This is a genomic window from Pseudomonas moorei, assembly GCF_042846945.1.
GTDB lineage: Bacteria > Pseudomonadota > Gammaproteobacteria > Pseudomonadales > Pseudomonadaceae > Aquipseudomonas > Aquipseudomonas moorei.
In genome coordinates this window covers 3,014,749-3,027,507 of record NZ_AP035776.1, presented here as the reverse complement: position 1 = coordinate 3,027,507, position 12,759 = coordinate 3,014,749, and the positions used below count along the sequence as shown (strand labels likewise).

The following is a 12,759-nucleotide window of genomic DNA, read 5'->3' as shown; positions in this document are numbered from 1 at the left end:
GAAGAATACGCCCATCTCCACACCCCAGACGATGTGGGTTAGTTTCATTTAAAAGAAGCGCCGCAGGACTATGACTGGTCCCCCGCAGCCTTCTTGGTCACCCGGCGATATCGCGAATGGCGATCTCGCTCATGATGCGTTCCAGCACCTGGTCGATGGATAATTCCGTGGAATCCAGCTGTATGGCGTCAGCCGCCGGCTTGAGCGGGGCTACCGCTCGCTGGGTGTCACGCTCATCGCGTGCACGTATCTCATCTAGCAGACTCGACAGACTAACACCATCGACTTTGCCCTTCAACTGCAAGTATCGACGGCGCGCACGCTCCTCGGCACTGGCAGTGAGAAAAATCTTCAGTGGCGCATCGGGGAAAACCACCGTGCCCATGTCGCGACCATCGGCTACCAGACCCGGCGCCTCCTGGAATGCACGCTGGCGCTGCAGCAGCGCCTCGCGCACCGCAGGCAATGCAGCCACTTGGGAAGCACCGGAGCCGACGCTTTCCGTACGGATCACATCGCTGACTTCATCACCTTCCAGGATGATGCGCTGCAGCTGACCGTCAGTCGCCGCAATGAATTGCACATCCAGATGAGCGGCAAGTTTTTTCAGCAGCTCTTCATTGGTCAGGTCGACGCCGTGGTTGTGCGCAGCAAAAGCGAGCAGACGGTACAGCGCACCGGAATCCAGCAGATTCCAGCCCAGGCGCTTGGCCAGAATCCCGGCGACGGTTCCTTTGCCGGAACCGCTTGGCCCATCAATGGTGATGACCGGTGCAATGCTCTTCACGACTGAGCCTCTTGGGCAACGCGGATGCCGACCTGCGCACACAGCGCGAGGAAGTTGGGGAACGACGTCGCGACGTTGGCGCAATCATGGATGCGGATTGGCGCACTGGCACGCAGCGAGGCAACGCTGAACGCCATGGCAATCCGGTGATCGCCGTGACCGTGCACTTCGCCGCCGCCGATCTGGCCGCCATCGATGATGATGCCGTCCGGGGTCGGTTCGCACTTGACGCCCAGCGCCAGCAAGCCATCGGCCATCACCTGGATGCGATCCGATTCCTTGACCCGCAACTCTTCGGCGCCACGCAGCACGGTGCGCCCTTCGGCACAGGCCGCGGCCACGAACAACACCGGGAATTCGTCGATCGCCAATGGAACCAGCGCTTCCGGAATCTCGATACCTTTGAGTTTAGCTGCACGTACGCGCAGGTCAGCTACCGGCTCGCCGCCCACTTCACGCTGGTTTTCCAAGGTGATGTCCGCACCCATCAGGCGCAGGATGTCGATCACGCCGGTACGGGTCGGGTTGATGCCGACATGCTCGAGCACCAACTCGGAGCCTTCGGCGATCGACGCTGCCACCAGGAAAAACGCCGACGAAGAGATATCACCCGGTACTTCGATGTGGGTGGCGGTCAGCTTGTTGCCGGACTCTACCGAAGCAGTCGCGCCGTTGACCGTAACCGGGTAGCCGAAACCACGCAGCATGCGCTCGGTATGGTCACGGGTCGGCGCGGGCTCGGTCACGGTGGTCTTGCCTTCGGCGTACAGACCCGCCAGCAGCAGGCAGGACTTAACCTGGGCACTGGCCATCGGCATGGTGTAAGTCAGGCCCTTGAGCTTGTGACCACCGCGAATGGTCATCGGAGGACGACCGTCAGCCGCCGTCTCGATCACGGCGCCCATTTCACGCAGCGGGTTGGCCACGCGATTCATCGGACGCTTGGACAGCGATGCGTCGCCGGTCAGGGTACTGTCGAAGTCCTGCGCGGCCAGCAGGCCGGACAGCAGGCGCATCGAAGTACCGGAGTTGCCCAGATAGATCGGGCCCGGCGCCGGCTTCAGACCATGCAGGCCGACGCCGTGAATGGTCACGCGACCGTGGTGCGGGCCTTCAATCACGACACCCATGTCACGGAATGCCTGAAGGGTCGCCAGGGCGTCTTCGCCCTCGAGGAAACCTTCCACTTCGGTCACGCCTTCGGCCAGGGAGCCCAGCATGATCGAACGGTGGGAAATCGATTTGTCGCCTGGTACGCGAATCCGACCGGACAGGCGGCCACCAGGTTGAGCCAGGAAAATCAGATCGTTGGAATTCATAGCGTCCACATAGGCCCGACGGGCCAGGATTTTACTGAAATGCTCGCGGGCAACCCGGGCGCGAGTGAAAACGCCCAACAATTGGTGCCCATCCCCTGCATCGACCGCGTCGCGCAAGGCGTCGAGGTCGCTGCGAAATGTATCGAGTGTGCGCAGGACAGCTTCGCGGTTGGCGAGGAAGATGTCGTGCCACATGACCGGGTCGCTTCCGGCGATTCTTGTGAAATCGCGGAAACCGCCCGCAGCGTAACGGAAGATCTCAAGGTTTTCATTGCGCTTGGCCAACGAGTCGACCAAACCGAACGCCAGCAAGTGCGGCAGATGACTGGTCGCCGCCAACACTTCGTCGTGACGCTCGACCTGCATGTGCTCGACATCGGCACCCAATTCCCGCCACAAACGGTCGACCACCGCCAATGCGGCCGGATCGGTCTGATCCAGCGGCGTCAGAATGACCTTATGGCGTCGAAACAGCTCGGCATTGGAGGCTTCCACCCCGCTCTGCTCGGAACCGGCAATCGGATGCCCCGGGACGAAGCGCGGCGGCATGCCACCAAAGGCTTCAGTTGCAGCACGCACCACATTGCCCTTGGCACTGCCGACGTCGGTCAGGATCGCCGCGCCCAGATCCATGCCCGCCATTCGAGCGAGCAGTTTTTCCATGGCGAGGATCGGCACCGCCAACTGGATAATGTCTGCCCCTTGGCAAGCCAGCGCGAGGTCGTCTTCGCAACGATCCACCACACCCAGTTCAACCGCGAGTTTGCGCGACTGCGGATCGAGATCAACCCCGACCACTTCGCGGCACAGACCACTCTCGCGCAAACCCTTGGCAAACGAACCGCCGATCAGGCCCAGACCGACCACCACCAGGCGCCCGATCATAGGTTCAGCAGATTGCAGTGCAGTGACATCACCCACGGGCCAGAACCTTGGCCAGCGCCTCGAGGAAGCGGCTGTTTTCCGCCGGCAAACCGATGGTGATACGGAGGTGATTCGGCATGCCGTAGTTGGCCACCGGGCGCACGATCACACCCTCACGCAGCAACCCCTGGAAAACCGGAGCCGCCACCTGACCGAGATCGACACAAATGAAGTTGCCCTTGGAGGGAATCCAGCTCAGCCCCAGGTCGCGGAAACCCGCTTCCAGTTGCTGCATGCCGGTTTCATTCAGGCGACGACTTTCGGCCAGGTACTCGGCGTCTTGCAGGGCGGCGCAAGCGGCAGCCAGGGCCAGGCTATTGACGTTGAACGGCTGGCGCACGCGGTTCAGCACGTCGGCGACCACGGCAGTGGACAAGCCATAGCCAACCCGTAGCGCCGCCAGGCCATAGGCCTTGGAGAACGTACGAGAAACCAGCAGGTTCGGGTAAGCCGCGAGGAAATCCAGGCCGTCCGGCAGATCGCTGCCTTCGGCGTACTCGATGTAGGCCTCGTCCAGCACCACCAGCACATGTTCCGGCACGTCCTGCAGGAATTCGTCCAGTGCCTCGGTATCGAACCAGGTCCCGGTCGGGTTGTTCGGGTTGGCGATGAACACCACGCGGGTGTTGGCGTCGATCGCGGCCAACATGGCCGGCAGGTCATGCCCCCAGTCTTTGGCCGGAATCACTTTTGCCTGCGCACCCACCGCCTGGGTCACGATCGGATAGACCGCAAACGCGTGCTCGCTGAATACGGCGTTCAGACCCGGCGCCAGGTAAGCGCGCGCCACCAGCTCCAGAATGTCGTTGGAACCGTTGCCCAGCGTCACTTGATTCAGCTCGACGCGGCACTGCTCGGCCAGCAGGGTTTTGAGTGCAAAACCGTTGCCGTCCGGGTAGCGGGTCAGTTCCGCCAGCGCATCGCGGATGACCGCCAGCGCCTTGGGGCTCGCGCCCAGGGGATTCTCATTGCTTGCCAGCTTGACGATGCTGGCCGGATCGAGATCCAGCTCGCGAGCCAATTCGTCCACAGGCTTGCCCGGAACATAAGGCGAAAGTTGTTGCACGCCCGGCTGCGCCAGAGCTAGGAAATTGCCACTCATTTGCTACCGCCCTTAGAGAACTGCTTTCGGGTAGGAACCCAGCACTTTGAGTGCCACTGCTTCCTGACTGATCTTTTCCAGCACACCCTTGACCAGCGGGTCGCGATGGTGGCCGACGAAGTCGATGAAGAACACGTAGGTCCATTTACCGCTGCGCGACGGACGCGTCTCGATTCGCGTCAGGTCGATGCCGTTTTCATGGAAAGGCACCAGCAACTCGTGAAGCGCGCCCGGCTTGTTGCTCATGGAGACGATGATTGAGGTCTTGTCGTCGCCGGTCGGTGGCACTTCCTGGCTGCCGATCATCAGGAAACGCGTGGAGTTATCCGGGCGATCCTCGATTTTCTCCGCCAGTCGGGTAAGCCCGTACAGGCCGGCCGCCATGTCGCCGGCAATCGCCGCCGAATTCCACTCACCCTTGACCCGCTTGGCCGCTTCGGCGTTGCTGGACACCGCCACGCGCTCGACATTCGGGTAATGGGCGTCCAGCCACTTGCGGCACTGGGCCAGGGACTGGGCGTGGGAATAGATGCGACTGATGCTATCGGTCTTGGTGTTCTCACCGACCAACAGGTGATGGTGGATGCGCAGCTCGACTTCGCCACAGATCACCATGTCGTGTTCCAGGAAGCTGTCCAGCGTGTGGTTGACCGCGCCTTCGGTGGAGTTCTCCACTGGCACCACGCCAAAATTCACCGCACCGGCCGCCACTTCACGGAACACTTCGTCGATCGCCGCCATCGGCTTGCTGATCACGGCATGGCCGAAGTGCTTCATGGCAGCGGCCTGGGTGAAGGTACCTTCAGGACCGAGGTAAGCGACTTTCAGCGGCTGCTCGAGCGCCAGGCACGAAGACATGATTTCGCGGAACAAGCGCGCCATCTCTTCGTTGCCCAGCGGCCCCTGGTTACGCTCCATGACACGCTTGAGCACCTGAGCTTCGCGCTCAGGACGATAGAACACCGGCACTTCGCCTTCGGCCAGCGAGGCCATCTTTACTCGCGCGACTTCCTGGGCGCAGCGCGCACGCTCACTGATCAACTCCAGGACTTTTTCGTCCAGAGCATCAATGCGCAGGCGCAGTGCCTTGAGTTCTTGCTCAGACATTAGCCGTGTTCCTTCTCGAACTCTGCCATGTACGAAACCAGCGCATGGATGGCGTTGATATCGACGGCGTTATAGATGGAGGCGCGCATGCCGCCCACGGAACGGTGCCCCTTGAGGTTCAACAGACCACGTTCGTCGGCACCGGCCAGGAACGGTTTGTCCAGACGGTCGTCCGCCAGACGGAAAGGCACGTTCATCCAGGAACGGTCCGACTTGTTGATCGGGTTACTGTACAGGCCGCTGGCGTCGATGAAGTCGTACAGCGTGCGCTGCTTCACTTCGTTGAGCTTGCCGATGGCTTCGACACCACCCTGCTCTTTGAGCCACTCGAACACCAGGCCGGAGAGGTACCAGGCCAGGGTCGGCGGGGTGTTGTACATAGAGCCGTTATCGGCCGCAACCTTGTAGTTGAGCATGGTCGGGCAGATGGAACGGGCGTGACCCAGCAGGTCTTCGCGAACGATGTTGACCACGATGCCGCTCGGGCCGATGTTTTTCTGGGCACCGGCGTAGATCATTCCGAAGCGCGAGACATCCACCGGACGCGAAAGAATGTCCGAGGACATGTCGGCCACCAGCGGAACATCACCGGTTTCCGGAATCCACTGGAATTCCAGGCCACCGATGGTTTCGTTCGGCGCGTAGTGAACGTAGGCCGCGTCCTTGGACAGCTTCCACTCGTTCTGACCGGGAATAGCGAAATAGTCGTAAGGCTTGGCGGTAGCGGCAACATTGACATGGCCGTAGCGCGAAGCTTCTTCGATGGCTTTCTGCGACCAGATACCGGTATCGATATAGTCGGCAGTACCGCTTTCCGGCAACAGGTTCAGAGGAATCTGAGCAAATTGCTGGCTGGCGCCACCTTGCAGAAACAGCACTTTATAGTTCGAGGGGATATTCAGCAGATCACGCAGATCCTGCTCGGCCTTGGTGGCAATGGACACGAACTCATCACTGCGATGGCTCATCTCCATGACCGACAGACCCTTGCCGTGCCAGTCGAGCAACTCGGACTGGGCACGCAACAGGACAGCTTCAGGAAGCGCAGCAGGACCTGCGCAGAAGTTATAGGCTCGTTTGCTCACATCCACTCTCGCTATGCAATCACGGTAGCGGACAGAGCAAACACTCTGCCCTGCTACGATTTGGTTAGTCTTGCGACTCTTCTTCGTCTGCGGCGTCAGCCTGCAGGTTGTCGACCGTATCGTCCGGTTCGGCGCCGATCACGCCCGCTTCCAGCTCGACACCCTCTTCATCCTCGAACTCTTCACCTTCGACTTCCGACGGCTCCTGAACCCGCTCCAGGCCGACCAGGGTTTCATCCTTGGCCAGTTTGATCAGGGTCACGCCCTGGGTGTTACGACCCAGGCTGGACACTTCGTCGACACGGGTACGTACCAGGGTGCCCTGGTCGGAAATCAGCATGATCTCCTCGCCATCGAGCACCTGAACCGCACCGACCAGACGGCCGTTACGCTCGTTGCTGACCATGGCAATAACGCCCTGACCGCCACGCTTGTACTCAGGGAACTCGGTGATTGCCGTACGCTTGCCGAAGCCACGCTCGGAAGCGGTGAGGATCTGGCTGCCCTCTTCAGGGATCAGCATGGAAATCAGCTTCTGGCCTTCCGGCAGGCGCATGCCGCGCACACCGCGGGCGGTACGACCCATGGCACGAACGTCGGATTCCTTGAAGCGAGTCACCTTGCCACCATCGGAGAACAGCATGACTTCGCGCTCGCCATCAGTAATGGCGGCGGAAATCAGTACGTCGCCTTCGTCCAGCTCCAGCGCGATCAAACCAACGCTGCGTTGACGGCTGAAGGATTCCAGCGGGGTCTTCTTCACGGTGCCATTGGCGGTCGCCATGAAGATGTAGTGACCTTCGGTGTATTCCTCGACCGGCAGCATGGTGGTGATGTATTCACCGTCATCCAGCGGCAGCAGGTTGACCAGCGGACGACCACGGGCCGCACGGGACGCCTCAGGGATTTCGTAGGTCTTGAGCCAGTACACCTTGCCCTTGCTGGAGAACAGCAACAGCGTGGTGTGACTGTTGGCAACCAGCAGGTGAGCGATGTAGTCCTCATCCTTGACGCCGGTCGCCGACTTGCCTTTACCGCCACGACGCTGAGCCTGATAGGCAGCCAGCGGCTGGGTCTTGGCATAGCCACCGTGAGAAATGGTCACGACACGCTCTTCTTCCGGGATCATGTCACCCAGGGTCAGGTCGAGACGGGCATCCAGGATCTCGGTGCGGCGCACATCGCCGTATTCGGCGCGGATCACTTCCAGCTCTTCGCGGATCACTTCCATCAGGCGCGTGGCGCTGTTGAGGATGCGGATCAGCTCGCCGATCTGGTTGAGGATCTCTTGATACTCAGCCAGCAGTTTTTCGTGTTCAAGACCGGTCAGACGGTGCAGACGCAGTTCCAGAATGGCTTGCGCCTGCTCTGGCGACAGGAAGTACTTGCCGTCGCGCAGGCCGTATTGCGGATCGAGGTTTTCCGGACGGCACGAATCGGCACCGGCACGTTCGACCATCGCAACCACGGCAGAGGATTCCCAAGGGGTGCTGACCAGCGCTTCCTTGGCTTCCGACGGGGTTGGCGAGGCCTTGATCAGGGCGATGACCGGGTCGATGTTCGAAAGTGCAACCGCCTGGCCTTCAAGGATATGACCACGCTCGCGCGCCTTGCGCAGCTCGAACACGGTACGGCGGGTAACCACTTCGCGACGGTGACGCACGAAGGCTTCCAGCAGGTCCTTGAGGTTCAGGATCCGTGGGCGGCCGTCGATCAGCGCGACGATGTTGATGCCGAACACTGCTTGCAGCTGGGTCTGGGCGTAGAGGTTATTGAGAATGACCTCGGGCACTTCACCGCGACGCAGTTCGATCACGACGCGCATACCGTCCTTGTCGGACTCGTCGCGCAGTTCGGTGATGCCTTCGAGTTTCTTCTCTTTTACCAGCTCGGCGATCTTTTCGATCAGACGGGCCTTGTTCAGCTGGTAAGGGAGTTCGGTGATGACGATCTGCTGACGGCCACCGACCTTGTCGATGTCTTCGATGATCGAGCGCGCACGCATGTAAATGCGGCCGCGACCGGTGCGGTAGGCTTCGATGATGCCGGCGCGACCGTTGATGATCGCGGCGGTCGGGAAGTCCGGACCGGGAATGTATTGCATCAACTCATCGACGGTCAGCTCAGGGTTGTCGATGAGGGCCAGGCAACCGTCGATGACTTCACCGAGGTTGTGCGGCGGAATGTTGGTCGCCATGCCCACGGCGATACCGCTGGAGCCGTTGACCAGCAGGTTGGGAATACGGGTCGGCATGACCGCCGGGATCATTTCGGTGCCGTCGTAGTTCGGCACCCAGTCCACGGTTTCCTTATGCAGGTCGGCCAGCAGCTCGTGCGCCAGCTTGGTCATGCGCACTTCGGTGTATCGCATGGCCGCGGCGTTGTCGCCGTCCACCGAACCGAAGTTGCCCTGGCCGTCTACCAGCAGGTAGCGCAAGGAGAATGGCTGCGCCATCCGGACGATGGTGTCGTACACCGCGGTATCACCGTGCGGGTGATACTTACCGATCACGTCACCGACGACACGGGCAGATTTCTTGTACGGCTTGTTGAAGTCGTTGCCCAGCTCGCTCATCGCGAACAGCACGCGCCGGTGCACGGGCTTCAAGCCATCGCGCGCATCCGGCAGTGCCCGCCCGACAATCACGCTCATCGCGTAATCGAGGTAGGACTGCTTCAGCTCGTCTTCGATATTGACCGGGAGGATTTCTTTGGCCAGTTCGCCCATGAGAAGCCTGATTCCTTTTTCTGGTGAAACTTCGTCACATCCATATGGGACGAACGAAGCTCGCCGATACAGGCTGAGTGCCATGCACCGACTTACGACAAATCAACGAGTTATGCCATGGATCTGCGCAGTAAAGGCCACCCCTTGGGGCAACCTTGGAAACCGCCGGATGTTATCACAAGAGCCGCCACGCACCTATCCCCCTGATGCGCATGGAGCATAGTTAGTTGACCGGTGACAGGCTTGAAGGGGATCAGAGAGGCTTAGAGCCTTATTGATTGAAGTTTTTCAGGCTGAATCAGGCTAATCCATCGCCTTTTAGGGCGTCATAGCGGGCAAGCCCGCTCCCACAGGGTTCTGTGGCGCTCACAAGACCTGTGGGAGAGAGCTTGCCCGCGATGATGATTTAACAGGCACCGAAAAAATCAGTGCAGACGCTTACGGCACATCAACTGGGTCATTTTCGCGGTATCCGGCCTTTCGACGATGCCCTTTTCGGTGACGATGGCGTCGATCAGATCCGCCGGCGTCACATCGAACACCGGGTTGAACGCCTCGACATCCGCCCCAACCCGTTTGCCACCGACGTCCAGCAACTCGCGACCATCACGTTCTTCAATCGGGATGTCGTCACCGCTGGCCAGGCTCATGTCGATGGTCGAACTCGGCGCCACCACCATGAAACGCACGCCGTGGTGCATGGCATTGACCGCCAGTTGATAGGTGCCGATCTTGTTCGCCACGTCGCCATTGGCAGTGATCCGGTCCGCACCAACGATCACCCAGGTAATGCCCTTGGTCTTCATGATGTGCGCCGCAGCAGAGTCGGCATTGAGGGTGACGGGAATGCCTTCATTGGCCAATTCCCACGCCGTCAATCGCGAGCCCTGCAACCATGGACGGGTTTCGCCGGCATAGACACGCTCAACCATGCCCTCGATGAAGGCCCCGCGAATCACCCCCAGCGCCGTACCGAAGCCACCGGTGGCCAGCGCGCCGGTGTTGCAGTGGGTGAGGATGGCCTGGGCGTTGCCCTGATGCTTGCGGATAAGGTCGACACCCAGCTGTGCCATGGTGAGATTGGCTTCGCGATCACTTTCATGAATGGCGATAGCCTCGGCTTCCAGGACAGCCAGCGGATCGGCATGATTTTTCAGGCGATCGAGCCGCTCTTGCATACGGCCCAGCGCCCAGAAGAGGTTGACCGCGGTCGGACGGGCATCGGCAAGCAGGGCAAAGTCCTCGGCCAGCGCCGCCTGCCAGTCACCACCCTCGGCAAACCGCGCACGCGCCGCCAGCACGACGCCATAGGCAGCGCTGATCCCGATTGCCGGCGCACCGCGCACCACCATCGAGCGAATGGCCTCGGCCACGCCAGCCGCGGTGGTGTAGGCGATCCAGGTCTCCTCGAACGGCAAAATACGCTGATCCAGCAGATAAAGGGCGCCATCACGCCAATCGATGGCCTTCACTTTCTCCGCAGCCAACAGTCGATCGCGCATCCCTCACCCCGCACTCATGAACAAAAGCCGCCGATTATAGCGATCCCCCCGCGAAGACGCTCGGGTATACTTCGCCATCCTTTACAAAAGCACTGGAACCGACCCTCGATGCCGAACACTGCCGTTGCGCTCGACCTGTTATTACTGCCGACCTGGCTGGTACCCGTCGAACCCGCTGGTGTTGTCCTGAAGGACCATGGCCTGGGCATTCGCGACGGGCGCATCGTCTTTATCGGCCCACGTTCCGCCGCCCTGAAGCTTAACGCAAGCGAAGTGCGCGAACTCCCGGACATCTTGCTCAGCCCCGGGCTGATCAACGCTCACGGGCATGCGGCAATGACCCTGTTCCGCGGTCTGGCCGATGATTTGCCGCTCATGACCTGGCTGGAAAACCACATCTGGCCAGCCGAAGCCAAATGGGTCGACGAGGATTTTGTCCGCGATGGCACGGACCTGGCCATCGCCGAGCAGATCAAAAGTGGCATCACCTGCTTCTCTGACATGTATTTCTTCCCGAAGGTTGCCAGCGAACGCGTGCATAACAGCGGCATTCGCGCACAGATCGCGATCCCGATCCTTGATTTCCCCATCCCCGGCGCCATTACAACGGACGAAGCCATTCGTCAGGGCGTCGAGTTGTTTAACGACCTCAAGCACCACGACCGGATAAAAGTCACCTTTGGGCCCCATGCACCCTACACCGTGGGCGATGAAACCCTGGAAAAAATCCGGGTAATCACCGAAGAACTCGACGCCTCAATTCACATGCACGTGCATGAAACCGCATTCGAAGTACAGCAGTCGGTCGAACAGCGCGGCGAGCGTCCACTGGCTCGCCTCGCGCGACTGGGCCTGCTCGGGCCTCGCTTCCAGGCCGTTCACATGACCCAGATCAGCGATGAAGACCTGGCGCTGCTGGTAGAAAGCAACACCAACGTCATTCATTGCCCGGAGTCGAACCTGAAACTGGCCAGCGGTTTCTGCCCGGTGGAACGCTTGTGGCAGGCTGGAGTGAATGTCGCCGTCGGCACCGATGGCTCGGCCAGCAACAACGACCTGGACTTGCTCGGCGAAACCCGCACCGCCGCCCTGCTGGCCAAGGCTGTCGCCGGCTCGGCCACCGCGCTGGATGCCCATCGCGCCCTGCGCATGGCCACGCTCAACGGCGCCCGGGCCCTGGGAATCGAAGCCGAGACCGGTTCGCTGGAAGTCGGCAAGGCCGCTGACATCGTGGCGTTCGACCTTTCCGGCCTGGCCCAACAACCGGTCTACGACCCTGTTTCGCAACTTATCTACGCGACGGGCCGGGACTGCGTGAAACACCTTTGGGTCGCCGGCAAGCCACTGCTGGACGACCGACGCCTGACGCGCCTGGATGAACAACAGCTAATCGCCACCGCCAAGGCCTGGGGCCAGCGCATCAGTGGCCGCAACGAATCGTAAGCCCCCCCCCCGGACCACACTTCGGGGGCAACAGGATTTTTCAAGTTTCAGAGGATTTAAACCATGAGCAACGTCGACTACGCCGAAATCGCCAAATTCGAAGCACTAGCCCATCGCTGGTGGGACCGCGAAAGCGAATTCAAGCCGCTGCACGATATCAACCCGCTACGGGTCAACTGGATTGACGAACGCGTCAACCTGGCCGGCAAGAAAGTCCTGGACGTCGGTTGCGGCGGCGGCATCCTCAGCGAGGCCATGGCCCAGCGTGGCGCGACGGTGATGGGCATCGACATGGGCGAAGCGCCACTGGCGGTCGCGCAGTTGCACCAACTGGAGTCCGGCGTGAACGTCGAATACCGGCAAATCACCGCCGAAGCCCTGGCCGAAGAAATGCCGGAACAGTTCGACGTAGTCACCTGCCTGGAAATGCTCGAGCACGTGCCGGATCCATCCTCGGTGATTCGCGCCTGCTTCCGCATGGTCAAGCCTGGCGGCCAGGTATTCTTCTCCACCATCAACCGCAACCCCAAGGCGTACCTGTTCGCCATCGTCGGTGCCGAATACATCATGAAGCTGCTGCCGCGCGGCACCCATGACTTCAAGAAATTCATCCGCCCTTCCGAACTTGGCGCCTGGAGCCGCATGGCCGGCCTGACTGTCAAAGACATCATCGGCCTGACCTACAACCCGCTGACCAAGCACTACAAACTGGCGTCCGACGTAGACGTCAACTACATGATCCAGACCCTGCGCGAGGAATAA

The 12,759-nt window shown here is 60.7% G+C and carries 9 protein-coding genes; 2 read left to right on the top strand and 7 right to left on the bottom strand.

Annotated features, from left to right (window positions below; translation table 11 throughout):
• Positions 1 to 97: 97 nt before the first annotated feature.
• From cmk to mtnA, 7 genes are all read right to left on the bottom strand, one after another.
• Positions 98 to 787 carry a (d)CMP kinase gene (cmk, locus tag ACGJAX_RS14095; protein WP_090317912.1) on the bottom strand — a complete coding sequence of 230 codons (690 nt, stop codon included), beginning with the start codon at positions 785 to 787 and terminating at the stop codon, positions 98 to 100.
• On the bottom strand, positions 784 to 2,991 hold the full coding sequence (locus tag ACGJAX_RS14090; protein ID WP_248916272.1) for a bifunctional prephenate dehydrogenase/3-phosphoshikimate 1-carboxyvinyltransferase: 2,208 nt from the start codon (positions 2,989 to 2,991) through the stop codon (positions 784 to 786). The genes cmk and ACGJAX_RS14090 overlap by 4 nt, the downstream gene beginning before the upstream one ends.
• A gap of 28 nt (positions 2,992 to 3,019) precedes the next feature.
• Complete coding sequence (hisC, locus tag ACGJAX_RS14085; protein ID WP_390959512.1) at positions 3,020 to 4,132, bottom strand: histidinol-phosphate transaminase; 1,113 nt, start codon at positions 4,130 to 4,132, stop codon at positions 3,020 to 3,022.
• 12 nt (positions 4,133 to 4,144) lie between these two features.
• Positions 4,145 to 5,239 carry a prephenate dehydratase gene (gene pheA, locus ACGJAX_RS14080; RefSeq protein ID WP_090317904.1) on the bottom strand — a complete coding sequence of 365 codons (1,095 nt, stop codon included), beginning with the start codon at positions 5,237 to 5,239 and terminating at the stop codon, positions 4,145 to 4,147.
• Positions 5,239 to 6,324: a 3-phosphoserine/phosphohydroxythreonine transaminase gene (serC, locus tag ACGJAX_RS14075; protein WP_090317902.1), complete on the bottom strand. Its 1,086-nt coding sequence runs from the start codon at positions 6,322 to 6,324 to the stop codon at positions 5,239 to 5,241. The genes pheA and serC overlap by 1 nt, the downstream gene beginning before the upstream one ends.
• Before the next feature lie 64 nt (positions 6,325 to 6,388).
• Complete coding sequence (gene gyrA / locus ACGJAX_RS14070; RefSeq protein WP_090317899.1) at positions 6,389 to 9,052, bottom strand: DNA gyrase subunit A; 2,664 nt, start codon at positions 9,050 to 9,052, stop codon at positions 6,389 to 6,391.
• A gap of 425 nt (positions 9,053 to 9,477) precedes the next feature.
• Positions 9,478 to 10,554 (bottom strand): S-methyl-5-thioribose-1-phosphate isomerase, encoded by a 1,077-nt coding sequence (gene mtnA / locus ACGJAX_RS14065; protein ID WP_390959509.1) that lies wholly within the window; start codon positions 10,552 to 10,554, stop codon positions 9,478 to 9,480.
• A gap of 108 nt (positions 10,555 to 10,662) precedes the next feature.
• Between mtnA and ACGJAX_RS14060 the strand changes: the two genes are divergently transcribed.
• Positions 10,663 to 11,997: a TRZ/ATZ family hydrolase gene (locus tag ACGJAX_RS14060; protein ID WP_390959507.1), complete on the top strand. Its 1,335-nt coding sequence runs from the start codon at positions 10,663 to 10,665 to the stop codon at positions 11,995 to 11,997.
• Between the two features lie 63 nt (positions 11,998 to 12,060).
• Positions 12,061 to 12,759 carry a bifunctional 2-polyprenyl-6-hydroxyphenol methylase/3-demethylubiquinol 3-O-methyltransferase UbiG gene (gene ubiG, locus ACGJAX_RS14055; protein WP_008017781.1) on the top strand — a complete coding sequence of 233 codons (699 nt, stop codon included), beginning with the start codon at positions 12,061 to 12,063 and terminating at the stop codon, positions 12,757 to 12,759.